This window comes from Streptococcus panodentis, assembly GCF_017884005.1.
In the GTDB taxonomy this organism is placed as follows: Bacteria; Bacillota; Bacilli; order Lactobacillales; family Streptococcaceae; genus Streptococcus; species Streptococcus panodentis.
Genome location: NZ_QFAY01000012.1, coordinates 30169 through 55802 on the forward strand (window position 1 = coordinate 30169; position 25634 = coordinate 55802).

Annotated in this window: 20 protein-coding genes, 3 tRNA genes and 1 pseudogene; 2 read left to right on the forward strand and 22 right to left on the reverse strand. The window is 48.0% G+C overall.

The annotated features are described in order from the left end of the window. Positions 1-11: 11 nt before the first annotated feature. Positions 12-2471 carry a DNA gyrase subunit A gene (gyrA, locus tag DHL47_RS06770; protein WP_128837373.1) on the reverse strand — a complete coding sequence of 820 codons (2460 nt, stop codon included), beginning with the start codon at positions 2469-2471 and terminating at the stop codon, positions 12-14. A 198-nt stretch (positions 2472-2669) separates the two neighbouring features. Between gyrA and DHL47_RS06775 the strand changes: the two genes are divergently transcribed. Continuing rightward, positions 2670-3656, forward strand: coding sequence for an L-lactate dehydrogenase (locus tag DHL47_RS06775; protein ID WP_128837374.1), 987 nt, complete (start codon positions 2670-2672; stop codon positions 3654-3656). Positions 3657-4125: 469 nt separating this feature from the next. Here the strand turns inward: DHL47_RS06775 and DHL47_RS13635 are convergent. From DHL47_RS13635 to parE, 15 genes and pseudogenes are all read right to left on the reverse strand, one after another. Further along, positions 4126-4200, reverse strand: a pseudogene (locus DHL47_RS13635) (NUDIX hydrolase); the annotation flags it as partial. 98 nt (positions 4201-4298) lie between these two features. Continuing rightward, positions 4299-4370: transfer RNA gene (locus DHL47_RS06780), tRNA-Arg, on the reverse strand. An 86-nt stretch (positions 4371-4456) separates the two neighbouring features. Further along, complete coding sequence (gene rpsA, locus DHL47_RS06785; RefSeq protein ID WP_128837375.1) at positions 4457-5659, reverse strand: 30S ribosomal protein S1; 1203 nt, start codon at positions 5657-5659, stop codon at positions 4457-4459. A gap of 165 nt (positions 5660-5824) precedes the next feature. Continuing rightward, positions 5825-5896, reverse strand: a tRNA-Gln gene (locus DHL47_RS06790). Positions 5897-5993: 97 nt separating this feature from the next. Further along, positions 5994-6074: transfer RNA gene (locus DHL47_RS06795), tRNA-Tyr, on the reverse strand. A 50-nt stretch (positions 6075-6124) separates the two neighbouring features. Then, positions 6125-6355, reverse strand: a complete 231-nt coding sequence (locus tag DHL47_RS06800; RefSeq protein WP_209551325.1) for a DUF2969 domain-containing protein — start codon at positions 6353-6355, stop codon at positions 6125-6127. Positions 6356-6456: 101 nt separating this feature from the next. Then, complete coding sequence (locus tag DHL47_RS06805; RefSeq protein ID WP_209551326.1) at positions 6457-7485, reverse strand: branched-chain amino acid aminotransferase; 1029 nt, start codon at positions 7483-7485, stop codon at positions 6457-6459. Positions 7486-7845: 360 nt separating this feature from the next. Further along, positions 7846-10296 carry a DNA topoisomerase IV subunit A gene (gene parC / locus DHL47_RS06810; RefSeq protein ID WP_209551327.1) on the reverse strand — a complete coding sequence of 817 codons (2451 nt, stop codon included), beginning with the start codon at positions 10294-10296 and terminating at the stop codon, positions 7846-7848. Positions 10297-10539: 243 nt separating this feature from the next. Beyond that, the gene (locus DHL47_RS06815) at positions 10540-11358 is read right to left on the reverse strand and encodes an aminoglycoside 6-adenylyltransferase (protein WP_209551328.1); all 819 of its coding nucleotides are present in this window, start codon (positions 11356-11358) and stop codon (positions 10540-10542) included. 16 nt (positions 11359-11374) lie between these two features. Continuing rightward, complete coding sequence (locus DHL47_RS06820) at positions 11375-11911, reverse strand: GNAT family N-acetyltransferase (protein ID WP_209551329.1); 537 nt, start codon at positions 11909-11911, stop codon at positions 11375-11377. 29 nt (positions 11912-11940) lie between these two features. Next, the gene (gene fic, locus DHL47_RS06825; protein ID WP_209551330.1) at positions 11941-12546 is read right to left on the reverse strand and encodes a protein adenylyltransferase Fic; all 606 of its coding nucleotides are present in this window, start codon (positions 12544-12546) and stop codon (positions 11941-11943) included. A 26-nt stretch (positions 12547-12572) separates the two neighbouring features. Then, entirely contained in the window at positions 12573-13319 is a 747-nt protein-coding gene (locus DHL47_RS06830; protein WP_209551331.1) for a DUF6261 family protein, read from the reverse strand. Between the two features lie 322 nt (positions 13320-13641). Beyond that, positions 13642-14577, reverse strand: coding sequence for a DNA-methyltransferase (locus tag DHL47_RS06835; protein ID WP_209551332.1), 936 nt, complete (start codon positions 14575-14577; stop codon positions 13642-13644). Beyond that, positions 14556-15326, reverse strand: coding sequence for a restriction endonuclease (locus tag DHL47_RS06840; protein ID WP_209551333.1), 771 nt, complete (start codon positions 15324-15326; stop codon positions 14556-14558). Before DHL47_RS06840 ends, DHL47_RS06835 begins: the two co-directional genes overlap by 22 nt. Before the next feature lie 24 nt (positions 15327-15350). Further along, positions 15351-17294 (reverse strand): DNA topoisomerase IV subunit B, encoded by a 1944-nt coding sequence (parE, locus tag DHL47_RS06845; RefSeq protein ID WP_209551334.1) that lies wholly within the window; start codon positions 17292-17294, stop codon positions 15351-15353. A 209-nt stretch (positions 17295-17503) separates the two neighbouring features. Between parE and plsY the strand changes: the two genes are divergently transcribed. Then, positions 17504-18151, forward strand: a complete 648-nt coding sequence (gene plsY / locus DHL47_RS06850; RefSeq protein ID WP_209551335.1) for a glycerol-3-phosphate 1-O-acyltransferase PlsY — start codon at positions 17504-17506, stop codon at positions 18149-18151. A 37-nt stretch (positions 18152-18188) separates the two neighbouring features. On the opposite strand, the gene nt5e is transcribed toward plsY, so the two are convergent. From nt5e to DHL47_RS06880, 6 genes are all read right to left on the reverse strand, one after another. Then, a complete protein-coding gene (gene nt5e, locus DHL47_RS06855) occupies positions 18189-20393 on the reverse strand; it encodes a cell surface ecto-5'-nucleotidase Nt5e (protein ID WP_209551336.1) in 2205 nt (734 codons plus the stop codon). Between the two features lie 162 nt (positions 20394-20555). After that, the gene (locus DHL47_RS06860; protein ID WP_209551337.1) at positions 20556-21824 is read right to left on the reverse strand and encodes a dihydroorotase; all 1269 of its coding nucleotides are present in this window, start codon (positions 21822-21824) and stop codon (positions 20556-20558) included. Between the two features lie 14 nt (positions 21825-21838). Continuing rightward, positions 21839-22303 carry an NUDIX hydrolase gene (locus tag DHL47_RS06865; RefSeq protein WP_209551338.1) on the reverse strand — a complete coding sequence of 155 codons (465 nt, stop codon included), beginning with the start codon at positions 22301-22303 and terminating at the stop codon, positions 21839-21841. A gap of 8 nt (positions 22304-22311) precedes the next feature. Beyond that, on the reverse strand, positions 22312-22965 hold the full coding sequence (locus DHL47_RS06870) for a uracil-DNA glycosylase (RefSeq protein ID WP_209551339.1): 654 nt from the start codon (positions 22963-22965) through the stop codon (positions 22312-22314). 181 nt (positions 22966-23146) lie between these two features. Continuing rightward, on the reverse strand, positions 23147-23899 hold the full coding sequence (locus DHL47_RS06875) for a DUF4336 domain-containing protein (protein ID WP_209551340.1): 753 nt from the start codon (positions 23897-23899) through the stop codon (positions 23147-23149). Between the two features lies 1 nt (position 23900). Next, a complete protein-coding gene (locus tag DHL47_RS06880; protein ID WP_209551341.1) occupies positions 23901-25445 on the reverse strand; it encodes a glycosyltransferase family 39 protein in 1545 nt (514 codons plus the stop codon). Between the last annotated feature and the right edge of the window lie 189 nt (positions 25446-25634).

Below are 25634 nucleotides of genomic sequence, written 5' to 3' on the forward strand. Positions count from 1 at the left end.
TAGGCCCTCTTTTATGATTCGTTTTCTTCCTCTGCTGCATCATCTTTTTCGTCTGCTTCAACCGTCGTAAAGGTAACAATCTGCGCATCCTGATCTAAACGCATGACCTTAACCCCCATAGTAGAGCGGCCTGTCTGTGAAATATTGGCTACACCGGTACGAATAATCACCCCGGTATTGGTAATAATCATCAGATCTTCCTCACCGGAAACCGTCATCAGACCTGCCAGAGAACCGTTCTTTTCAGTGATATTGGCTGTCTTGATTCCTTTTCCGCCGCGTCCCTTGGTCGGGTATTCGCTGGCTAAAGTCCGCTTGCCGTATCCCTTCTCAGTAATAATCAGCACTTCATCTCCGTCTGAAACAACGCTGGCGCCGACGACACAGTCTCCTTCGCGCAGGCTGACCCCGCGGACACCTGTCGCAAGACGGCTCATATTCCGCACGGCCGTTTCATTAAAGCGGACAGAATAGCCGAATTTCGTCCCGATAATGACATCAGCTGCACCATCCGTCAGAAAGACATTGATCAGCTCATCCTCTTCCTTAAGGTTTAAGGCTTTCAGACCATTCTGGCGGATATTGGCAAACTCTGTCACACTGGTCCGTTTGACTACGCCATGACGGGTAGTAAAGAAAAGATAGGAATCATCGCTGTGATCTTGCTCCACATTGATAATGGTCTGAATTGTTTCTCCCTCATCTAACTTCAGGAGATTGACGATTGGCAGCCCTTTGGCAGTCCGGCCGTATTCAGGAATTTCATAGCCTTTGAGGCGGTAAACCCGGCCCTTATTCGTAAAGAAGAGCAGGCGGTCATGAGTGCTGGTGGAGACCAGCTCTTTGACGAAATCATCATCTTTGACACCTGTCCCCTGAACTCCGCGGCCTCCGCGTTTCTGAGCTGTAAACTCAGTCTGATTGAGTCGTTTGATATAGCCCTTGTTTGAAAGAGTAATCAGAACGTCTGCTTCTTCAATCAAATCCTCATCTTCCAGAGAAAGAACCTCACCGACCATAAGCTCTGTCCGGCGGTCGTCCGCAAACTTCCGCTTCACTTCGTCCAGCTCTTCCTTGATAATCGCCACAACCCGCTCAGGCTTGGCCAAAATATCTGCCAAATCTGCAATCAGAGCAATCAATTCATCGTACTCAGACTGAATCTTATCGCGTTCCAAGCCGGTCAGACGGCGCAGACGCATATCCAGAATAGCCTGACTCTGACGCTCTGACAGCTCAAATTTGGCCATCAATTCAGCCTGAGCCTCCGCATCTGTCTCGCTGTTGCGGATAATACGGATGACTTCGTCAATATGGTCCAGCGCAATCAGGAGACCGGCTAAAATGTGAGCCCGGGCCTCAGCTTTTTCCTTGTCAAAAACGGTCCGGCGGGTCACCACTTCCTTCTGATGCTCAATGTAAGCAGAAAGAATTTCACGCAGGGAAAGAATCTTCGGCACGCCGTTTTGAATCGCCAGCATATTAAAGCTGAAGTTAGTCTGCATCTGGGTCAGCTTGAAAAGATTGTTCAAGATGACATGGGCAGAAGCATCGCGTCTGACCTCAATCACAAAGCGAACTCCCTCGCGGTTGGATTCATCGCGAACAGCAGTAATACCGTCAATCCGCTTTTCCTGCACCAGACGGACAATATGCTCATGAACCTTGGTTTTATTCACCATATAAGGAAATTCTGTCACCACGATCCGCTCCCGGCCTGTCTTGGTCTCCTCAATCTCTGTCCGCGAGCGCAGAACAATGGAGCCCTTACCAGTCTCATAGGCCCGGTGGATGCCAGATTTGCCCATAACCAGAGCACCGGTCGGGAAGTCCGGTCCTGGCAGCACTTCCATTATGTCCCGTGTCGTCGCCTCCGGATTGTCCATGACCAGTTTCACAGCATCAATGGCTTCTCCTAGATTGTGAGGCGGGATATTGGTGGCCATTCCGACAGCAATCCCGGTCGCTCCGTTAACCAGCAGATTCGGAAAACGGGCCGGCAGAACAACCGGCTCTTTTTCGCTGGCATCATAGTTATCGCTGAAATCAACAGTGTTTTTATTAATGTCCCGCAGCATTTCCAGAGCAATTTTGCTCATCCGGGCTTCTGTATAACGCTGAGCAGCGGCGCCGTCTCCGTCCATGGAGCCAAAGTTTCCATGGCCGTCTACCAGCATATAGCGATAGCTCCACCACTGAGCCATCCGCACCATCGCCTCATAGATGGAAGAGTCCCCGTGCGGGTGGTATTTACCCATGACATCCCCTGTGATACGGGCTGACTTCTTATGAGGCTTATCAGGAGTAACCCCCAGCTCATTCATTCCATAGAGAATCCGGCGGTGAACCGGCTTGAGACCGTCGCGAACATCCGGAAGCGCCCGTGCTACGATAACGCTCATGGCATAATCGATGAAACTGGTCTTCATTTCGCTGGTCAGATTCACATTTACTAAGTTTCTGTCTTGCATTAAAAAAATGCCTTTCTGTTCTTTTCAATCACCCTACAATTATACCACATTTTCTTGAATTTTTCAGCATTTTGAAGCTCTTGTAAAAACGTTTACATCGCCTAAAGACCAAAGTTGTCCGTGACAAAATATAGCAAAAGTGGTAGAATGAATATGTATGGGGAATACTTCCCTAAAAAAATTAAGGAGATGTTTAGAATGACTGCTACTAAACAACACAAAAAAGTTATCCTTGTGGGTGACGGTGCCGTAGGTTCATCCTACGCTTTCGCTCTTGTTAACCAAGGAATCGCTCAGGAACTTGGTATTATTGAAATCCCTCAATTATTCGACAAGGCTGTCGGTGATGCCGAAGACCTCAGCCACGCCCTTGCTTTCACTTCGCCAAAGAAAATCTACGCAGCGACCTATGCAGACTGTGCCGACGCTGATTTGGTTGTCATTACTGCCGGTGCTCCGCAAAAACCAGGCGAAACCCGTCTTGACTTGGTCGGAAAAAATCTGGCCATCAACAAATCAATCGTGACACAAGTCGTTGAATCAGGCTTCAACGGTATCTTCCTTGTGGCAGCCAACCCAGTTGACGTTTTGACTTACTCAACTTGGAAATTCTCAGGCTTCCCTAAAGAGCGTGTTATCGGTTCTGGTACTTCCCTTGACTCCGCTCGTTTCCGTCAGGCCCTTGCTGCTAAAATCGGCATTGATGCCCGTTCAGTCCACGCCTACATCATGGGTGAGCACGGTGATTCTGAGTTTGCTGTCTGGTCACATGCCAATGTTGCCGGAGTAAAATTGGAGCAATGGCTGCAGGACAACCGCGACCTCAACGAAGAAGACCTTGTTGAACTCTTCATCTCCGTCCGTGACGCTGCTTACTCTATCATCAATAAGAAAGGGGCTACTTACTACGGTATCGCAGTTGCTTTGGCTCGTATCACCAAAGCTATCCTTGACGATGAAAATGCTGTATTGCCATTGTCAGTCTTCCAGGAAGGCCAATATGGCGTTGAGAATGTCTTCATTGGTCAACCAGCTATCGTCGGCGCTCACGGGATCGTCCGTCCAGTAAATATCCCTCTCAACGACGCAGAAACTCAAAAAATGCAAGCTTCTGCTAAAGAACTGCAGGCAATCATTGATGAAGCATGGCAAAATCCTGAATTCCAAGCAGCATCTAAAAACTAGGCATTCAAAAACAGCTCTCCTTAATCCAGGAGGCTGTTTTTTTTGATCACTCATTTCTCCGATACAAACCGTTCTGACAGATAGGGAACCAGCAGCTGCCCCTCCATCTCGTCTAAAGAGGAAACCCAGCGATAGGTGCTGTGCTCTTCGGAATCTAGGATAAGAGGCCCTTTTCTCCTGCAGCACCCCGCTGTAGATTAAACGCGCAAAAACCGCCTGATTCTCACTGTCACAAACTGGCTGCCATCATGAATGATATCGTCAGTTAGTTTATCTTTTATTCCGTCGTTAACTCGCCTTGCCGTATCTAAGTACAGCCTGCGGCTCGTTGCCTAGTACTAAAAGCAAACTAAAGGACTATATCCCCATAATCTCTACCAGCTGGCTGGACTTCTTCCAATTATTCTCAGAATGCTGCCTAATGCGGCAGCTCACTTTCTTCGAACCCGCAGCCAGGAATATCCCGCTAACAAGGATAGACATTAGGAAGCCCACGCTTTATTTTCGAGCATTTGAAAAGCAAATACTTTCCGTCTTTCTCTATTCTTTCTCAATCAAGAGATGAGCGATTCATTTCACTGTCACGACATTTCCCCAAAAAATAAACAAAAAAAGGACTCTGACGAGTCCAAGCTTCAGTCATCCACCCTGAGAGAATCGAACTCCCATCTCAAGAACCGGAATCTTACGTGATATCCATTACACTAAGGGTGGCAACTAATACATTATAACCGATTTTCACCAAAAATACAAGTCAAAATAAGAAAAGAAGTCGAGAAATCTCAACTTCTTTTAATTTTTTACAGTTCAATGTCGCCAAAGAGATCAGCCATTGAGAATCCAGTTTGAGTTTCTGGAAGTTCAAAGTCACGTTTTTCCTGACGTTTTGGACGGCGTGGGCGTGATTGACGCTTCTCATCTTTTTGGCCTTCTTCTTGGGCTGGACGCTCTTCAAGAGCCTTGATAGAGAGAGACACACGCTCGTCAGCAGCATTCACTTCAAGAACTTTCACAGTGACTTCCTGACCGACTTTCAGAGCGTCTTTAGGGCTTTCCACACGCTTGTGGGAAATTTGTGAAATGTGAACCAAGCCATCAATACCTGGCAGCACTTCCACGAAAGCACCGAAATCAGTCAGACGCTTAACTGTTCCCTCAATCACATCGCCAGCAGCAAGCTTTTGCTCAACGCCATCCCATGGTCCAGGGGTTGTTGCCTTCAGAGACAGTGATACACGGCCTTCTTCTTCGTTCAGATCCAGAACTTTCACTTCGATTTCGTCGCCAACTGTAACAACAGACTTAGGTGAAACATTGCGCTCATGAGACAGCTCAGTCAAGTGAACCAAACCGTCAACGCCGCCAAGGTCAATGAAAGCACCGAAGCTGGTGATACGGGCAACTTTACCAGTCACAACATCGCCAACATTCAATTTACCAAATACTTCAGCACGGGCTGCAGCAGCTTCTGCTTCTACAACTTCACGGCGTGAAAGGATAAAGCGGTTTTCTTTTGGATCTACTTCTTTAATTTTTGCGTCAAATTCTTGACCTACAAAACGCTCAGTATTGCGAACGAAACGAGTATCGAGCATAGAAGCCGGAATAAATCCGCGCAGTCCTTCAAACTCTACCGAAAGTCCGCCTTTAACAGCACGAGTGCCCTTAACAGTGACAATTTCTTCTTCACGGCCAACCAATTTGTCCCAAGCTTTGCGAGCTTCTAAACGTTTTTTAGATACCAGGTAAGTCACTGTATCAGTATCTTTACCTACTACTTGACGAAGAACAAGCAATTCAAGTGTTTCGCCTGGTTTTACAAGGTCGTTGATGTCAGCGTCACGCTCATTTGTCAGCTCACGAAGAGTCAAGACACCTTCAACACCAGTTCCAGCGATTGCAACATTAGCTTGGTTAGCGTCAACCGTCAAAACTTCAGCAGTAACGACGTCACCTGGCTCAACTTGGCTAACACTGTTTAGCAAATCTTCAAATTCATTCATCTAAAAAAATCCTCCAACAATCAAGTATAAAACTTGACATACAATTTAATTATTTTCCTAAGCACCCGCAAACGACATTTGATTTATCTTTAACGTTCCTACCCTTATAAAGAAATAAAATACCAAAAGATATTTTATTATTTTATATGATACACCACCTAAGAACTGGGGTAGCTGGATTCGAACCAACGCATGAGGGAGTCAAAGTCCCTTGCCTTACCGCTTGGCGATACCCCATTATTACAAGCATAAACTTTCCCATTCATTGGCTCTAAGCAAGGAACTCTCACTCAAGGTTTTGATGCAGCCTTTTGAGAGTCTTGTATCTCAGATATGGAGAGGGAGGGATTCGAACCCCCGAACCCGAAGGAGCGGATTTACAGTCCGCCGCGTTTAGCCTCTTCGCTACCTCTCCAACAACCAACGATACCCATTATAACATTAATACAATGAAAATGCAAGCCCTTATTTGCCTAAATTATAGGTTTCAATCAAACTTTCAACGGCTTTTTCAAGCTTTTTATAAAAACTCTCCACACTGCCATTTTTTATAATAGCAAATTGACCGTCCAGTTCTGCAATCTCACCGATGACCTTCTTGCCGATAGACAGGCTGCAGCCGTCAAACTGCTCTGCCCCGACCTGAACCTTGCTGTCCGTAATCTGAATTTCGATTTTTTTATCTTTTTTGCTCATTTTCTACCTCTCTCAAAGCTCTATTTTACAAAAAAATAGCGGAGCTGGCAAGTCTTACCCTGCTATTTTGCATATTAAAAGAGCCGCAAGGGCTCCTGTAATTAATCGACTTTCACAATCCAGCCTTCCGGCGCTTCAACATCGCCAAACTGGATACCGGTCAGCTCATCATAGAGCTGGCGGGTAACAGGTCCGACTTCTGTCTCACTATAGAAGACGTGGAAATGATTGCCGTGCTGAATGCCTCCGATAGGAGAGATGACTGCAGCCGTACCGCAGGCACCCGCTTCGGTAAATCTATCCAGTTCTGCAAGAGGAACATCGCCTTCGACTGGCTTAAGCCCCAGTCTGTGCTCTGCCAGATAGAGCAGGGAATACTTGGTAATAGAGGGCAGGATAGATGGGCTGAGCGGAGTGACAAACTCTCTGTCCTTAGTAATACCGAAGAAATTGGCCGAACCGACTTCCTCAATCTTGGTATGGGTCGCCGGGTCAAGGTAAATCACATCTGAGAACTGCTTGTCCTTGGCAATCTTACCTGGCAAAAGACTGGCCGCATAATTCCCGCCGACCTTGGCTGCCCCCGTTCCGTGAGGAGCGGCACGGTCATAATCAGCAGAAACGATAAAGTTAGTCGGCGTCAGACCGCCCTTGAAATAATTACCAACCGGCATGGCAAAGATGGTAAAGATGTACTCATCTGCCGGCTTGACTCCGATAATATCGCCAACCCCAATCAAGAGCGGGCGGATATAGAGAGTACCGCCCGTTCCGTATGGCGGAACATAGTCTTCATTGGCCCGTACGACCTGCTTGACTGCATCCACAAACATCTCTGTAGAGACCTGCGGCATGAGCAGGCGGTCAGCTGTCCGCTGCAGCCGCTCTGCATTTTTGTCCGGCCGGAAAAGCTGAACGCTGCCATCCTTGGTACGGTAGGCTTTCAGTCCCTCAAAAGCCTGCTGGCCATAGTGCAGACAGGGAGAAGATTCGTGCAGATGCAAGGTCGCATCTTCTGTCAGCTGTCCCTCTTCCCACTGACCGTTTCGGTAATAGGCGATGTAGCGATAAGGCAATTTCATATAGGAAAAGCCGAGATTTTCCCAGTCAAGATTTGCAGTCATAGTCATGTCCTCATTTCTAAGATACTGTATCATAATGGCACCTCATCTGGTCAAGCTGGTTAGAAGAACAGGCTCTGAACTGTTCCTTTTAACGACTCTCCAGCAGATTGGTGCTTTCTGTCATACTCCCTATTTTACACCTTTTTTAGATATTTTCAAGTGTTATTTTCAATTTTCAGAAAATTTTTATTTTTTCAGACTTTCTCTTTAATCCCAGACTTGTTTGGAAACTTCTGGCTGGATTCCTTGAGAGTTTCAGAGAACGTAGACTTCGCTATCGCTCTGTCTATGAGTCAATGGCTCTAAACTCAGCCGCGTCTCGTTAAGAGCCGTAGAAAAACCAGCTCGTTTGAACTGGTTCTGAATCTATTTGATATGGGCAGCAAAGACTTCCTCATCGGAAATGCTATCCGAGATAAAGCTGCCGTTGCTGGTCCGTTCAGACAGGCTGAGATTGGCCAGATTGATGTCGTAAGCTGTGCCTTTATTGGATGTAATTTGCAGAATCTGCTCCTCGCTGACTTCTGCCTCTGTGGTAAAGAGGTCAAAGTCCGCCTGTCCGGCATAGACAGGTCCGGATGCAAAGACACGGTGGGGCTTGGATTTGAGCTCCCTCAGGACCTGCAGGCCGCGATTGGCCCGGCTGGTAACAGGAATATCTGCGACCGCCATGCGCTTAAGAGAACCGCGCTGGGTCAGGATGTAAAGTGAGTCTGTATTAGCGATAAAGGCTGCGGCTAGGACGTCATCCTTTTTGAGGTTGATAGCCTTAACTCCAGCTGCCTTGGCTCCGATAACCGGCACTTCCTCAATATTGAAGCGCAGGGCATAGCCATTCTTCGTCACGAGCATAACATCATCCAGCTTAATCGGTGCCAGAGCAAGGACTTGGTCTTCTTCATTTTTCAGCTTGGCAAACTTGAGTGCCTTAGACTTATAGGTCCGCCAAGGGCTGAATTCCTTACGCTCCACGCGCTTGATCTGCCCCAGCTTGGTAGCTGCAAAGTAAGTCCCCTCGTCAAAGCTGTCCACGATTTCCGTGTAAATCACTTCTTCCTGGGTATCAAAATTGCTAATCGTCTGACTGAGATGCTCGCCGATTTCTTTCCAGCGAATGTCTGCCAGCTCATGGACCGGACGATAGATGACATTGCCCAGACTGGTGAAGATCAGCAGATGCTGGGTTGTCTTGGCAGGACTGACAAAGATCAGACGGTCATCGTCCCGCTTGCCGATTTCCTCCAGTGTCGAAGCAGAGAAGGAACGCGGGCTGGTCCGTTTGATATAGCCGGAACGGGTCACGCTGACATAGGTCTCCTCCTCGACAATGAGGCTGGCTGTGTCAATCTCAATGGCATTTGCTCGATCCTGCAGCTCGCTGAGACGCGGGTTGCCAAACTTCTTCTTAACATCACGCAGCTCCCGCTTCATGAGATTGTACAGGGTGCGCTCATCGCCGATGATAGCAGAAAGCATAGCAATCTTCTCGCGCAGCTCTGCTTCTTCCTCCTCAAGCACCACCACGTCGGTATTGGTCAGGCGGTAGAGCTGGAGGGTGACGATGGCTTCAGCCTGCTCCTCGGTAAAATCATAGCTGACCTTAAGATTTTCCTTGGCGTCTGCTTTATTTTCCGACGCCCGAATGAGGGCAATCACCTCATCCAAGATCGAAATGACCCGAATCAGTCCTTCCACGATATGGAGGCGTTTCTCGGCTTTGGCCTTGTCAAAGCGGCTGCGGGCCAGGATAATCTCCTTGCGGTGGGCGATATAGCTGGTCAGAATGGGCACAATCCCAACTAAACGCGGCGTGAAATTGTCAATAGCCACCATGTTGAAATTGTAGTTAATCTGCAGGTCGGTGTATTTGAAAAGGTAGTTGAGAATCAGCTCAGTATTGGCATCTTTCTTAAGCTCGATAGCAATGCGCAGGCCATCCCGGTCGGACTCGTCCCGCACTTCGGCAATGCCGGCCACCTTGTTATTGACCCGCACATCGTCAATCCGCTTGACCAAGACCGCCTTATTAATCTCATAAGGAATCTCGGTGATGACGATTTGCTCCTTGCCGCCCTTGAGCTTCTCAATCTCGGTCCGCGACCGCACCACGACCCGGCCCTTGCCGGTTTCATAGGCTTTCTTAATCTCGTCTCGGCCTTGGACAATAGCTCCTGTCGGGAAGTCCGGCCCTGGCAGAAAGTCCATGAGCTTGTCCACCTTGGCAGACGGATGGTCAATCATATAGACCACGGCGTCAATGACCTCGGCCAGATTGTGGGGCGGAATATCGGTCGCATAACCAGCGGAAATCCCGGTTGCTCCATTGACCAAAAGATTGGGAAAGGCTGCCGGCAGAACAGTAGGCTCCTTCTCGGTATCATCAAAGTTCCAGGCAAAAGGCACCGTGTCCTTCTCAATATCCTGCAGGAGATAGCCGGCCATCTCAGACAGGCGCGCCTCAGTATAACGCATAGCCGCCGGCGGATCGCCGTCCATGGATCCGTTGTTTCCGTGCATCTCAACGAGAATCTCACGGTTTTTCCAGTCCTGAGACATGCGGACCATGGCGTCATAGATGGAGCTGTCCCCGTGAGGGTGGAAATTCCCCATGATGTTCCCGACCGACTTGGCCGACTTGCGGTAGCCCTTGTCAAAGGTGTTGCCGTCCTTATTCATGGAATAAAGAATGCGGCGCTGTACAGGCTTGAGGCCGTCGCGGATGTCGGGCAGGGCCCGCTCTTGAATGATGTATTTGGAGTAGCGGCCGAAGCGCTCTCCCATGATGTCCTCAAGGGACATGTTTTGAATATTACTCATATAGGATACAGAGCCCGTAAAATACAAAGTGAAAATAGGAAATTCTTGCAGTGAGCGATGCTCACAAGAGAATTTATCTTTTTCACACAGTATTTAGGGCGTGTTCAACTCCTTTCAAAGAATGTAGAGTATTTTTTATAAAATAAAGGATAGTTTACGGAAATTAGTCCCGTGTTCAGTTACCATAAGTAACCAAACTATCCTTTCTGTAGTTTAATGTTTTAAATTACGTTCTTTATTTAGTCAGTGATTGGGAAGTCTAGCTTCAGCATACTCAATCATCTTCTCTGCAATTGCTTTGTCATAGGGGAAGCCGGTTTTGAGAGAGAAAGCTTGGGCTTCTTTGTGGAAAAAGTCCATGGTAGCTAAGAGAGACTTGGAGAGGCTTTTCTGGTCAGAAAAGTCAAGCAAGGACTTAAATTCTTTCTCTTTCTCGGTAGGCAGATACTGAAAGAGGTACTTGTAGTTCTTGCCAACATCGACCGTCCCCTTATCTGCTGCCACTTGCCAAGCTAAAAGCCTGAGCAATTCTTGCTGGCAGATTCCATACAGATGATCCGTCGCATAGACAAGGTGGTTTCGATGAATGCCCTTGACTACATAAGCTGATACCCACCAGAATTCATTGCAGGATTTGTCAAAGTCAGTCGCACTGGCTGATGCCGTCCAATAGCGCTTGGGTGTCGGTGCATAAGGAGCAAACAGTCCCTGCACATCATCCAGCACCGTAAAATCCGCTTCGCTATCCACCCACTCTTTGATGTGCTCCTTGGGGCAAAGGGTCAAATCTATCCGATTGCCATCTTCAAAGAGCATGAGATAGAGGCGGCGATGGTCTACTAGGACATGCTGCTCAATCATGCGCTTGCCAAACTTTTCCAACCAAGCAAGGTCAGCCACCAGGCCATCCAAATCCTCCACAATGTAGACCACATCATAGTCTTGGAATTCGTCCTTGAGAGCATTTGGATTTGTCCGCGAGCCGGACATGGCGACAGCCTCGACTTGTAGCGCTTTTGCGGTTTGCAAAATCACATCAAACATCTCAGTTTCAGTTCTCATGGGAATACCTGCCTTTTTAGTTGAAACTCTTGATTCTGTAGAGGACGTGTCTATAAAGCGGACTGTCTGCTGGAACTTTTTCGTTATCAAACTCTTTGACAAATTCCATGCCTAGTTTTTGCATGACTTTTTGCGAAGGGAGATTGAGTAAGGAAGTAAAAGAGTAAACTTCTGATAAGCCAGCTTGCTGAAAAGCAAAGTCTAGACAGGCTTGGGCAGCCTCCGTTGCATAACCACGATTCCAAAACTCTTTTCGCAGACGCCAGCCGATTTCTACAGCTTCTTTTCCAGCAAAAATCTGTAAATCCGAATGGTGCAGACCTACCAAGCCGATAAACTCCTGACCGGACTTTTCTTCAACAACCCAAAGACTGTAGCCATAAGCCTTAACTTCATCTTGAATGCCCTGATAAAGCCGCAAGGACTCCGCTTGACTATATGGCTTTGGGAAATACTGCATGACCTCTGGATCCCGATTCAGAGCAATCAAAGCTGGCAAATCAGATTCCTGCAAGTCCCGTAAAATGAGACGGTCTGTTTCAAGAATAGTCATCTAATCACTCCTCTACAAACTTTCTTATCTCACAACTCCTCAGCTTTATATAGGCTATAACCTTCATAGTAGTAACTATGGTCAACGCCCTTCATGTAGAGGTTGCGGTTATGAATGTCCTTTGTGAGGGCTTGCTTGAGGACATGCTTAATCTCTGTGTCTCGAATGGGGCTGCGTTCCATGGCTAGGAGGTAGTCTTCCTTGTCGACTTGGGACCAGTCGATGACCTGCTCCAGCTCAGCCTTGAGCAGATGGTCCAGCCACAGCCTCATACTTCTGCCATTCCCCTCGCGGAAAGGGTGGGCGATATTTAGCTCAACATACTTTTCGATGATTTGGTCAAAGGTCTGCTGAGGCATGCAGTCGATATTTTCCAAAGAAGCTGCCAGATACATGACAGGCGCAAAGCGGAAAGACCCTTTGGCGAGATTGACTGTCCGAATCTGGCCAGCGAAGTCATAGATTTCTTCAAACAAGAATCCATGAATGAAGGCCAGAGTGGCATAGGTGCCAGCTGCTTTATCGACCAGAAGCTGCTCTTCAAAAAGCTCTTTAGCTCGGGTCTTACTGATTTTTTCTTCCATCTTGGCTAGTTCAAGCGAATCCGTCAGACCCAGTTTATTGTCAAGCGTCATTGGCTGTCTCCTTTCGTCAGAAGTTGCTAGTTCGTCTCCGCCACTTCTTCTTTCACCTTCTTAGCTGGTTTGCGTTTTTTGTAGCGGCTGCGGATGGTGTTGAGGTGGTCGCGGAGATTGACCACGTGAGTTCTTTCGGGATAAGCGTAGGCAATGATTGCAGTGAAATCCACCAGAAAATCATAGATCTCTTGCAGCTTGAGGCGGACATTCTTATTCTGGCTCGGTGTCTTACCCTTGAGCTCAGTCAGGAGCTCCTTGTAGACCTTTTCAAAGGCCTTCTGAGCGGCAGCAAGACTGTCGACATGGGCTTCTAGATGAAGCTTAGCCAGTGCTGTCTGGTAGGCCGGCTTTTTCAGCTCTTGGAGTAGGTGGTTGATGCCCTCGGTCTCCTTTTCCAAGCTAGTTGCAGCTAGACCAGTGTAGTTTTTCAGGAGTTGAGACAGGGTCTCATAAGCTTCCTTGGTCGCTGCATCCTTGACCAGTGCAAAGGCCCGAACCAAAGACTGGAGAGTGCCCAAGGCATCATCGCGCTCGCGGTCAGCCTGATCCAAACTAGCCACCAGCTTGCTGGACTTGGTCTGATGAAGACCACCCTGCAGCTGTTCCAGAAGTTTGTCCATCTCATCCAGCTTGGTCGTGTAAATGCCATCCACCTTATTTTCCTTGATAAAAGCCGCAACCTCGCTCCGACTCTCGAACATGAGCTGGAAAAATTCGTTGTTTTCTAAAGTCTGAACATCTACACTAGTAATTCCATAAATTTTTTTCATTTTTATAATCTCCTAAATTTTTTATTTATTTTAATTTTAATTCCCTTTTTACCTTTTCTGATTTTCAGAAAAGGTTTTTTGCTTTAAAACTGCTCGCCAGAAAAGCAAACGTTCGTCTTTTACTCAAAAAATACTCACCAGATTTTCTGCCAAACAGAATTTGCCAAAAAATGCCTTATCAGAAAATCTGACGGCCTCTTTCACGACCTGAAGAAGCTTGTCAGAATTTCTGACGATGTGTTTTTTTGCGGGGAATGAGGCAAGTTTTTCTTGTTGGTAAATAATCCTTAAACTTGAAAAATTCTAATTTCTGAATGTCCAATCATAGCATGTTAAACAAATCTTGTTGTCCCGACTTCAGCATTTTATGACCATATTTTTTATTTACTTCATTCATGAAATTACTTATTGCATCTGGATGATAATTCAAAAACCATTCAATGTGGTTCTTTATATAATCTTCCCGAATATCAGGATTATTTAAATCATTAGGAACACGTTCCATCCTCACATCAATACTATCAAAACCTGAAAACGGAGTATCCAAACGCTCCTTAGTCATTTCAATATATTCAGGATTAATATCAATACCTATTCCAAGGCGGCCTGTTTGTTGACAGACACGCAGGGCTGTACCACTTCCGACAAATGGATCTAGTACCAAATCATCAGGACTAGATGATGCTAAAATCATTCTTTCAAACAAGGCCTCCGGCTTCTGAGTAGGATGATTTTGTCTGTTTTTGTTACTGTAATGCATATGAGAAAATTCCCAAACATTACCAGGATTTGCTCCGCGCATATTATTAACTGAACGATAATACTTTTGAGGAACACGTATTTCATCTAAATGAAAAACAAATTTTTTGGGATGCTTTGTAAACATCAAAATATCATCATGACGAGGAGAATATCCCCTAGTTTTTCCAATCCCTTGCGTATAAAACCATGTTATCCATGAATTAAAATGCATACCTAATTCTTGTTCCAAAATATTATATATGTAAGATATATAACGCATTCCCATAAAAACATAGATAGTCCCATCATCTGTCAATACCCTTTTCGCTTCGATAAGCCATTGCCGTGAAAATTCAATATAATCATCAAAATCAAGCTTATCTTTAGTATTTCCATAATCCTTGTTCAAATTATATGGAGGGTCTGTTACTATTAAACGTACACTTTTAGAAGGTAGTTTTTTTAGTTCTTCAATTGCGTCTCCATGAATCGTTGTTAATCTTTGTCTTTTATCCATTTGTTTTTCCGAGCTTCCTTATAAAAATCTTCTAGCGTTCTCTTAGAACTCTTTAAATATTTTTGATCTAACAATTGACACATTTCCCATGTAGTACGATATTGATATGTGACATAATGAATATCTTTTATTTGAATTTGCCCTGTACCTAATGCAGGATTATAATTAATATCCGAATCACTAATATATTTTAAATCATAAGCATTGTAGTCAATTACTTCCATGATTCCATCAACCAAACCTGTTTCCTTATTTCTCTCAGAGTAAACTTTATGCTTAATTGATAAAATAATAAACATAAAATCTGCATTTTTTACATATGCTGTTCTAATTCTTGAAAAAGAAGTTATGTTGGGTCCTTTTCCACTATTAGGGATGTCATTTGCTGTAGCCTTAACATCAATATTTCCAGTCAAAACTTCATCTTCCTTCCGAAATTGAAGGATAATATCAGCCATACCTAGTCTTTCCTGAGCTTCTACATTAATCAAATTATATTTATTATCTAAATCATCTCTGATGCCAGAAAATACTTCTACTGCCCAAGCTTCAATCATCGGGCCAGCTATTTTATTTATATTTTCTAAAGGGAGTCCCAATTTTAAATTTGTATTTAAGATAATCTTATTATCACCCAATAATTTTCGTTCATTTAGTATTGCTTCCATTTGACTTACAATAAATTCAGAATCCTTTTGGTACGTTGATGATTCCACTGGGATTTTAAAGTCTAGATTTTTATATTCCATTATATTCTCCTTGTATAGGTGCTTTCAAAATATTCCACTCTCCTCAAGGGTAAACTTGACATTATCCTCAATCCACTTGCGGCGTGGTTCGACCTTGTCGCCCATGAGGACGGAAACGCGGCGTTCGGCGCGGGCCAGGTCTTCGATGGTGACACGGATGAGGGTGCGGGTGTCGGGATTCATAGTCGTCTCCCAGAGCTGGTCGGCGTTCATTTCACCGAGACCCTTGTAGCGCTGAAGCATGGCTCCCTTGCCAAACTTGCGACGCAGGTCATCCAGCTCGCCATCGGTCCAGGCATACTCGACAACTTCGCTCTTGCCCTTGCCCTTGGACATCTTATAGAGAGGCGGCAGGGCAATATAGACGCGGCCGGCCTCGACCAACGGGCGCATATAGCGATAGAAAAAGGTCAGCAGCAAGGTCTGGATATGGGCACCGTCCGTGTCCGCATCGGTCATGATGATAATTTTGTCATAGTTGGCATCCTCAAGAGTAAAGTCTGTCCCAACACCTGCTCCAATCGTGTAAATCATGGTGTTGATTTCTTCGTTCTTGAGAATGTCAGCCATCTTAGCCTTGGCGGTATTGATAACCTTACCGCGCAGGGGCAGGATGGCTTGGAACTTACGGTCACGGCCTTGCTTGGCAGAGCCACCGGCAGAGTCACCTTCGACCAGATAGAGTTCGTTCTTGGCTGGGTTTTTGGACTGGGCCGGAGTCAGCTTGCCAGACAGGAGGCCCTTGTCTTTCTTGTTTTTCTTGCCATTGCGGCTTTCATCACGCGCCTTGCGGGCCGCTTCTCTGGCATCTCTGGCCTTGATAGCCTTGCGGATGAGATTAGAGGCCAGCTCGCCATTTTCCAAGAGGAAGAAGGTCAGCTTGTCGGACACAATGGAGTCCACCGCAGGACGGGCCAGCGGACTGCCCAGCTTGTCCTTGGTCTGGCCTTCAAACTGCAGGTGCGCCTCAGGTACCAAGATGGACAGGACAGCAGCCAGACCTTCGCGGTAGTCCGAGCCTTCCAGATTTTTGTCCTTTTCCTTGAGCAGACCGGTCTTTCTGGCATAGTCGTTCATGGCCTTGGTAATTGCGGTCTTGAGCCCCGTCTCATGGGTACCGCCGTCCTTGGTGCGGACGTTATTGACAAAGGACAGGATATTATCGGCGTAGCCGTCGTTGTACTGCAGGGCCACCTGGACCTGAAAGCCGCTCTCCTCCCCCTCAAAATAGAGGACCGGAGTCAGGGTTTCCTTGTCTTCATTGAGGTAGCTGACAAAGTCTTCAACACCATTCTCATAGTGGAACTCTACTTCTTCGCCAGTCCGCGCATCGGTCAGCGACAGACGGACATTCTTGAGCAGGAAGGCTGATTCCTTAAGCCGCTCAGCAATAGTGTTGTACTTGAAGTCCGTCGTTGAAAAAATCGTATCGTCCGGCATGAAGGTCACTTTGGTCCCAGACTTGGACTTAGGTGCCGTGCCGATTTTCTTGAGCGTAGTGACTGGTTTTCCGCCATTTTCAAAGCGCTGCTTGTAGACAGTCCCATCGCGTGTGATTTCCACTTCCAGCCAGCTAGATAGGGCATTGACAACAGAGGAACCTACACCGTGGAGACCGCCCGAGGTCTTATAGCCACCTTGGCCGAACTTACCTCCGGCGTGGAGAACGGTGAAGATGACCTCAACCGTAGGAATCCCCATAGCGTGCTTGCCGACTGGCATCCCGCGTCCGTGGTCTGCGACAGTCAGACTTCCGTCTTTGTTTATCGTCACATCGATTCGGTCACCGAAGCCTGACAGGGCCTCATCGACAGCATTGTCCACAATCTCCCAGACCAGATGGTGGAGTCCAGCTCCGTCGGTTGAACCGATATACATCCCTGGACGTTTGCGGACTGCATCCAACCCTTCTAATACCTGAATGGCATCGTCATTGTAGTTATTAATGGTAATTTCTTTCTTTGCCAAAATAGACCTCCTAGTCAATTCATCTTTTCTATCTTACAAGTTTTTGGCGAATTTTGCAAAGATTTTTTTGAAAAAAATGCTGGTTACAGCTGATTTTATAGGAACAGCAGCCTTCCTCCCCGATATCCAAAAGTCCGACTAGACAAAAGCTGTCAAATATTCTCGCAGGCTGCTCTTGTCTCCGCTGAAATTCATGATATAATAAAATCATGATGAATACGATGATTGGTTTGATACTAGCATATTTACTGGGCTCCATTCCGACTGGACTGTGGATTGGGCTGATTTTCTTTAAAAAAAACCTGCGGGACTACGGCAGCGGCAATACCGGAACGACCAATACCTTCCGCATTCTGGGCAGGACGGCAGGAACGGCCACCTTTGCCATTGATTTTCTCAAAGGCACCTTGGCGACCCTGCTGCCTTTCTTTTTGCAGATTGAGGGGATTTCGCCGCTGGTCTTTGGGCTGCTGGCCGTTATCGGCCACACCTTTCCTGTTTTTGCCGGCTTTAAGGGCGGAAAAGCAGTCGCTACCAGCGCAGGGGTTGTTCTGGGCTTTTCACCGGCTTTCTTTGTCTACCTAATCGCTGTTTTTGTGAGCACGCTCTATCTGGGCAGCATGATTTCACTGGCCAGCGTGGTATCAGCTGTCTTGGCTATTTTATCTGCCTTGATTTTCCCCGCTTTTGGCTTTCTTCTGCCAGGCTATGATCCTTTCTTTACTTTGATTATTATAACGCTGGCTCTGATTATCATCGTCCGGCATAGGGACAATATCCAGCGGATCAAGCAAAAAAAGGAAAATCTTATCCCCTGGGGTTTGAATCTCACCCACCAAGAACCTGAAAAGAAATAAAACGGAAGCGGCGCTTCCGTTTTATAGTGTCTTCAGACTAGTTATCTTTGTGAATCTTCTTGATTCCTGCCAATCCAAAGAAAGCTAAAACCATACCAGCCAAACTCAAGGCTGCTGCTGATTCGCTGCCGGTCTGCGGCAGTTCTTTGGCTGCGGGGTCCTTGGTAAAGGTCTTGGCCACATGGACTGCTACTGGCTTGGTCTGTCCTGAAGCTGCACTGGCAGGATCGGCCAAGGATGCTGCTGGTTTTGCAGGAGCAGCTGGGTCACCTGGCTTGGCGATGACAGGATAGGAAGCCGCATCTGCTGGATTGGTGCCTGCCTTGATTTCAGCAATATCCGTATAGCCGTCGCCGTCACTGTCCTTGGCAGACGAAAGGGAAATGGTCCGTGAGTTAGGATTGATAACCGCATAGGCTGTCAGATCTGCTGTCGCCAGATAGTCCGCAAAGGCAACGTCCATAGACGGCCCTTCTTCGCGGGCGCCGCCCAGCATGGTGTAGCCGTCTCCGCCGGCAGCTAGGAAGTCATTGGTGGTCAGATAATAGGTCTTTGCAGGATCCAGCGGCTCGTAAACACCGCTTTCCTTGTTCAGAATCTCAATGTAGAGGACCCGCTGATCGGCCGGCAGATTAGTGTCATAGTAAACCTTGGCACCCGATACCTGCAGAAAGCCGCCGCTGGCTTCCAAGAGGGGCTGGCCGTTTTCATCAAGCACAGGCTGGCCGTCCTTTTCCTGCAGGGTAGAGCCCAGTGATTTAGTAAACATATCTGCGATATTCTGGCCAGTCACCTTGATCTGGGAAATGGTATTGCCAAAGGGCAGGACCGCAATGATATTGCCCTTAGTAATCGGCTTGTCCTTGGCGATGGTTTCGCGGAGACCGCCGCCGTTGGTGACAGCCAAATCAGTCTTATTGGCAAAGCCGGTCTGACCGTATTGGTAAAGAGCGTCCGCCACGACATTGCCCAGATTGGTTTCGCGCACGCGGACATTTTCCCGGTCGCCGTTCAGCTCAACCGGGCTCTTGTCTACGACGACTGCTGCACTTTCGGCATCGTATTTTTCCTTAATCTTGCTGACCATAGCTGCGACGGTGGGGTCCGGAGTCACTGCTTTAGCTGTTTCCGCACTGATCTGCTGAGGATTTCCCAGAAGCTGGTTGGCTTGGAAAGTCACCTTGCCGATATTGTGCAGGTAGCTGCCGGTCTGATTGTAGGTCACATTGTCGCCATAGGTGGTAGACTGCACCGTATGGGAGTGGCCGTCAATAACGGTTACGCGCTTGCCCTTGAGGGCTTCATTGTGAGACAGGGCTTCTGCTAAGGTTGAGCCGCGCCATTCGACCGGTGTCGTCGTATCGACACCCAAATGGGCCAGAATAACATAGTTATTGTAAGTCTTCCCTTCTGCCGCTGCCCGGGCTTCAACTTCGGCGATGACTCGGTTCACTTCTGTGATTGGGTCCGTAAAGGTCACTCCCGGAATATTCTTAGGATGGGTCTTGGTCGCTGTTTCCGGAGTCGTCACCCCAATCACGACAAACTCATCGCCCTCTGCAGCTGGATCTTTGTCAACAATGGTGGAAGCTTGGAAAACCCGGGCATTATTAGCATAGGTATTGGAGCTGAGGAGAGGAAACTTGAGGATTTCCTTGTATTTCCTAGCCTCATCCAAACCAAAGTCAAACTCATGATTGCCGACCGCCATGGCATCATAGCCGATTTCGTTGAGAATCTTGGCCCGCTCTTCTCCCTTGGAGCTGTTAGAAATAGGCAGTCCTTGAAAGGCGTCGCCGGCATCAACCACCAGAACATTTGGATTTTTGGCCCGCTCTTCTTTGATAACCGTTGCCAGCTTGGCATCGCCGATTACGCCTTTTTCTTCGACAATACGGCCATGCACATCGTTGGTATGAAGAATAGTGGCCTCTGGCAGGCTGTTGGTCTGTGCAGCAGCAGGATCTGCGGCACTGGCCGGAGCGGCAGCAGCAACAGGATCAGCGGCAGCGGCTGGCGCATTTGCGCTATCGGCAGGTTCTGTACCGCTGTTAGCTTCGCTTGTGCTTGCTTCAGAGGCTGCCGGAGCACTTGCAGTATCGGCAGATCCTGTATCAGAAGCAGTCACAGCCGGGGAGCTTGGCTCCGCTGCATTTTCTTCTGCAAAGACTTGACTAGCCAGAAAAGCCGGCGCCAACAGCACCGTTGACAAAACAGGTAAGATGAAATGTTTCTTCTTCATAAAAAGAACTCCTGTAAGTATTTTTTTATATTATTATACCGCTTTTGGGGCTGAATGTGAACTATTTATCAGTTTTTCCTGATGAAGATTCGTTATTTCTGAAAAGGCAAACGAAAACACTCTGAAATTTTCATCAGAATGTTTCTCTTTTGTTGCTGTCGGCTAATTTTGATAGACAATTTTTCCGCCGCAGATGGTGTATTTGACCTGCCCTTTGAGCTGCTCGCCGACAAAGGGGGAGTTGGCCGCTTTGGAGACAAAGTGTTCAGACACCAGGCGGTCGGCCTGCGGGTCAAAAACAGTCAGATCAGCCGGTCCGCCCTCCGCCAAGTAGCCGGCATCAAAGCCATAGAGCTGGGCAGGGTTGAGCGTCATCTTTTCCAAGAGCTGCATCAGGGTCAGGTGCCCGGCTTCTACCAGATAGGTCAGCCCCAGAGACAGCGAGGTTTCCAGCCCAGTCATGCCGGACGGTGCCTGCGTGATGTCGGCTGCATTTTTCTCATCCGCATGGTGGGGCGCGTGGTCCGTCGCAATGATAGAAATGACACCCGACTTGAGCCCTTCAATGACTGCCAGCCGGTCGGACTCTAAGCGCAGGGGCGGATTCATCTTTGCGTTGCTGCCCTTGGTCAAGAGCAGGGCTTCGGTCTTAGAAAAGTGCTGAGGCGCTGCTTCTGCTGTCACCTGAGCCCCCAAATTCTGGGCAAATTCGACCACTTTGACGCTCTCCGCCTTGGACAGGTGCTGGATATGGACATGAGCCTTCGTATCATAGGCAATCATCACATCGCGGGCAATCATGCTGTATTCAGCCACTCCGGTCGCCCCGCAGATATGAAAATGCTCCTTGGCAATCTGCTCATTGAAACCTAAAATGCCGTTAAGACCGGGATCCTCCTCATGCAGACTGATAAAGGTGCCGTTTTTCTTGGCTTCCTCCATGGCCTGACGGACGACACGGGAGCTGGTCAGAGGAATGCCGTCATCTGAGAAACCCGCTGCACCAGCAGCCAGCAGACCCTTGAAGTCGGTCAGATGCTGACCGTCAAAATTCTCCGTAATCGTGGCCACAGACTTGACATGAATCTTTTCCCGAGCAGCTGACTCCAGCACTTCCTGCAGGATGTCCACAGTGGAAATGGTCGGGCTGGTATTGGCCATCATGACAACGGTCGTAAAGCCTCCTGCCGCTGCTGCCAGAGAGCCGGTATGGATATCTTCCTTGTGGGTCTGGCCCGGCTCCCGAAAGTGCACATGGATATCTACCAAGCCCGGAGCAACCACCAGACCGGCAGCATCCAAAATCTGAGCACCCGCCGCCTCCAGCTGCTGGCCGATTTTTACGATTTTCCCGTCCTCTACCAGCAGGTCAGCCGATTGATCGAAGCCAGTTTTAGGGTCCATGACCCGGCCGTTTTTAATTAAGAGCATATGCTTCCTCCGCTTCATTCATAAAAGTCAACCTGCGTCTCCAGCAGGCTGTCGCCATCATAGACGAACTTGGCTGAAAAGAAAGGTTTGTCCTCCAGCAGCCATTCGACAAAGGTGTGGTCCCCCTCCCAAGTCGGCTTGGACAGGACCTGATCATAGGGCACCCATTCCAGGGTTCCTTCATTGCAGTCGATGAGCTGTCCTTCAAACTCGGTCACCTTAAATACATACGTGTACCAGTCATTGTCCGGTGTAAATTCCGGAAAGGTGATAATGCCTTTGAGGACAGGCTTGGCTCTGAGACCCGTTTCTTCCAGAATTTCCCGGGCAGCGCATTCCTGCGGTGTTTCTCCCCGCTCCAGCTTGCCCCCGACGCCAATCCACTTGCCGGCATGGACGTCATTGGGCTTTTTATTGCGGTGCAGCATGAGAAATTCTTTTCCATTATCGATGTAGCAAATCGTTGCCAGCTTGACCATAATCCCTCCTATGCTAACCAGTTGATGGGCTTGAGGCCCTTAGCACTTAAAAATTCATTGGCTCTGGAAAAAGGCCGGCTGCCGAAAAATCCGCGGTAGGCCGAGAGCGGACTGGGGTGGCTGGACTCGATGACCAAGTGCTGGGGATTGGAAATCAGAGCTTTCTTCTTGCGGGCGTAAGATCCCCAGAGGATGAAGACAACCGGCTCTGTCTTGTCATTGACCACCTTGATGACGGCATCTGTGAACGGCTCCCAAATAAGGCCGGCATGGGCATTGGCCTGACCGGCCGGAACCGTCAGACCGGCATTGAGCAAAAGCACTCCCTGTCTGGCCCAGGATGTCAGGTCATGAGACTGTCTGACACCAATATCGTCCGCCAGCTCCTTGAGAATATTCTGCAGAGAAGGCGGAGCAGGGATGTCATCAGGTACCGAAAAGCTCAATCCCTGAGCCTGTCTCGGTCCGTGGTAGGGATCCTGGCCCAGAATCACCACCTTCACATCGGCCAGCGCTGTAGTCTGAATAGCATTAAAAACCTTGTCCCGCGGCGGGTAAATGGTTCCCGATGTATACACTTCATCCAAAAAATGATTGATCTTGGTAAAATAACCTTCCGGCAGCTGCTCTTTGATCAGAGCGTGCCAAGCTGAGTGTTGCATATATGCCTCCTTATATCTCGATTTCATGAGCCTCTTCGTCTAGCTCAATGGATGGATAATGGTCGGTTAGATAAAAACAAAAGAAAGACGATTTTATAGATAAAATTTAACACTAAACTTCTTTTTATCGTCATTTTTTTGACTCGAACTTCTGTGTTCTAAAGAATATCGCTTTCTTCTCCTATCTTATCCAGCGCAATGCCCTTCTCAACTCTGCAGAGCCATTTTCCAGAAAGCAGCGGCCATGGGCTAAGATGATTTTCTCCGATTGCCAAGCCAGCAGCTTCTCCAAGCATTCTTTGGCCTGCCTTTGGTGACCGATAAAAGTCATGCGGTAGTCAATGGGCGTTTGGCCATCGGGCGCTGCAATGCGGGCTAGTTTGTAAGCCTTTCTGCGCAGCCAGCTTGGAAAATGCTCGGTCTCGAAATTCTCAATCAGGTCTGTCAAAATCAGAGTTTGGCTGGCCTTGTGAAAAAAGACAGCCTCCTCGATAAAAGCACTCCCCTTGAAAATCAGCTGGTCAATCTGGCCTGCCCAAGCTTCTGGCGTCTTGTCCGTCAGCTGGTCATCAAAGGCTACTGGGATTTTCTGCTTGGCTGCCCGCTGCTCAACTCCTGGACTGGACCAGGCAATGGCCTCTGGATAGCGCTTCTTCCAGTCGGCTATGTAGGCATAGTGAATCTTATTGGGTGAGATCAGATGAGCGACTGGTCCCAAAGCATCCAGCTGATTATACAGCACTTCATTGGGCGCAATCGGCGAATGGCACCAGAGCTGACTATTTGCCAGCTTGATAACGGTCATGCGGGTGGAAAATGGCAGAACGGTCACCACCGCATCCATCTCAATCAGATCGCCATCCACGATCCAGATATTCTCAGCAATAGGCTTCAGCTTATAAAGCGGTTCATAGACAGGAATAGGTCTTTTCATCTCAGCAGCTCCTTTCTGAGCGTTTTTTTCCAGACCAAAAGCGAAATTTCCCCAGAGCTTGCGGGTACTGGGTCAAGCCTACAGCAGACAAAATCAAAATCTGCGGCAGAAACTGGATGAGATAGCGGGTCTTGCCCCCCTCGAAAATCTGCAGGAAAAGCAGCCCGCCAAAGACGGCTAGGATGAGAAAGTTCAAATGGTCATTCGGCCGGTATTTCCAAAGGGAAAAGACTAGGCCCAAGGCCATGACAATCCAGACAGCCTGCTTCAGCAAGGAATAATAGACATAGCTGCCCTTGTCCGTATTGAGAAAGAAGTCTCGGACAAACTGAGCGAAAACATTGTCCTTGGTTGCCGGGTACAGCGGCGAAATATAGGGGGTCTTCTCATTTTCGACACTGCGGTAGAGCCAGCCCAAATTGCCTTCTGCCACGGTTAAAGACTGCTTGTAGTAAAGATGATAAAGAAAGGTCAGCGGTGTATACTCCTTGAGTCGGCGCTTGATTTCTTTGACAACATTCTCCGTCGCAAACATGCCGTTATTGTAGTCATCGCGCTTATCCGGCTCGATATACTGCAGGAGTCCTTCCTTCATGTCCTCCTGATTGTGACCGATAAAGGTCAGGCCAAGATTGATAAAAAGCAAGGGTCCCTTTGCCAAGCCCTTTCCTTCCACCAGCGGCACTTCTGTCTGATGGCTGACACCATAGGACAGAGGAGCATAGCTGACAGCGAAACTCAGGGAAAAAGCAGCCAAGACCAGCAAGAATTTCTTCCAATTTCTTTTAAAAAAGAGAATACCGAAGGCGGCAAGAACCAGAATAATCACCGTCGGCCGCAGCAAGAAGGCCAGGCTGGTCACCATGCCCAGCAGGAGGATTCTGACAAGCAGCCGGCGGGGAGATTCATCTTCCTTCAGCAGCCCCAGCACCAGAAAAATCTGTAAAGCAATCAGGGGCAAGGGCGGAATATCCGTATACATGGATAGGTAATATGGGGAAAAGCCCACCAAGAGAATATAGAGGGCAAAGACCGCATCGGCCGTCTGCTGAGAGAAATACTTCTGACTGCCCTTGTAGAGGATGAGAGCCGTAATATTGGCATAAAAAAGATTGAGCCCCTGCATGATCCAGAGAGCGGTATCGCCGAAAAGATTGAAAAACAAGCGCTCGTAGAGAAAGAGCGGGATGTTGTTAGGATTGCGGGTCAGATAGCTGGAGATGGAGGATTCTTTCAGATACTTGAAAGCTCCGGTGAACACAACAGCCGCATCCCGGCGAATCAGCAGCTCAGCCGACAGCAAGACGATAATCTGAAAGATCAGAACCGCCGCCATCAGAAGAAATTTATGCCGTATGACCTCCCGGTAGCACCTTTGCAGATGAAGCCGACAGCGATAGGCCAGATAAGCCAGACCGGCAAAGAGCAGCAAAGCCAGACTGCTCAGGCTGTTCATATGCCAAACAGCCATCAAAAACCAATGGATGGCAATGACCAGCATGAACTTTTGCAGGATCGAAAAGGACAGATGATAAAACTTAGACATAGCCCTATTATACCAAAAAGAAGGCTATTTATCTATTTCCAAAAGCAAAAGCCACAGTCTCCGTAACTGTCTTCAAGCACATCAGCTCCAGCAGCCTGAGGGAGTAAAAAGGTTCGGGGAACCTTTTTAGCCCGAGCCTGGAAATGCGTAAGCGAGGAAGGTTCGGGGAACCTTTTTAGCCCGAGCCTG

Bases quoted from the DNA above. Each gene is read 5' to 3' on its own strand.
- DHL47_RS06800 (WP_209551325.1), bottom strand. From the start codon at position 6,355: ATGAGCAAAAAAGATAAAAAAATCGAAATTCAGATTACGGACAGCAAG.
- DHL47_RS06835 (WP_209551332.1), bottom strand. From the start codon at position 14,577: ATGGATAAAAGACAAAGATTAACAACGATTCATGGAGACGCAATTGAA.
- gyrA (WP_128837373.1), bottom strand. From the start codon at position 2,471: ATGCAAGACAGAAACTTAGTAAATGTGAATCTGACCAGCGAAATGAAG.
- DHL47_RS06830 (WP_209551331.1), bottom strand. From the start codon at position 13,319: ATGAAAAAAATTTATGGAATTACTAGTGTAGATGTTCAGACTTTAGAA.
- DHL47_RS06870 (WP_209551339.1), bottom strand. From the start codon at position 22,965: ATGCAACACTCAGCTTGGCACGCTCTGATCAAAGAGCAGCTGCCGGAA.
- nt5e (WP_209551336.1), bottom strand. From the start codon at position 20,393: ATGAAGAAGAAACATTTCATCTTACCTGTTTTGTCAACGGTGCTGTTG.
- DHL47_RS06820 (WP_209551329.1), bottom strand. From the start codon at position 11,911: ATGACTATTCTTGAAACAGACCGTCTCATTTTACGGGACTTGCAGGAA.
- DHL47_RS06815 (WP_209551328.1), bottom strand. From the start codon at position 11,358: ATGAGAACTGAAACTGAGATGTTTGATGTGATTTTGCAAACCGCAAAA.
- DHL47_RS06840 (WP_209551333.1), bottom strand. From the start codon at position 15,326: ATGGAATATAAAAATCTAGACTTTAAAATCCCAGTGGAATCATCAACG.
- parC (WP_209551327.1), bottom strand. From the start codon at position 10,296: ATGAGTAATATTCAAAACATGTCCCTTGAGGACATCATGGGAGAGCGC.
- DHL47_RS06860 (WP_209551337.1), bottom strand. From the start codon at position 21,824: ATGCTCTTAATTAAAAACGGCCGGGTCATGGACCCTAAAACTGGCTTC.
- DHL47_RS06865 (WP_209551338.1), bottom strand. From the start codon at position 22,303: ATGGTCAAGCTGGCAACGATTTGCTACATCGATAATGGAAAAGAATTT.
- plsY (WP_209551335.1), top strand. From the start codon at position 17,504: ATGATGAATACGATGATTGGTTTGATACTAGCATATTTACTGGGCTCC.
- DHL47_RS06805 (WP_209551326.1), bottom strand. From the start codon at position 7,485: ATGACTATGACTGCAAATCTTGACTGGGAAAATCTCGGCTTTTCCTAT.
- DHL47_RS06875 (WP_209551340.1), bottom strand. From the start codon at position 23,899: ATGAAAAGACCTATTCCTGTCTATGAACCGCTTTATAAGCTGAAGCCT.
- DHL47_RS06775 (WP_128837374.1), top strand. From the start codon at position 2,670: ATGACTGCTACTAAACAACACAAAAAAGTTATCCTTGTGGGTGACGGT.
- rpsA (WP_128837375.1), bottom strand. From the start codon at position 5,659: ATGAATGAATTTGAAGATTTGCTAAACAGTGTTAGCCAAGTTGAGCCA.
- DHL47_RS06880 (WP_209551341.1), bottom strand. From the start codon at position 25,445: ATGTCTAAGTTTTATCATCTGTCCTTTTCGATCCTGCAAAAGTTCATG.
- fic (WP_209551330.1), bottom strand. From the start codon at position 12,546: ATGACGCTTGACAATAAACTGGGTCTGACGGATTCGCTTGAACTAGCC.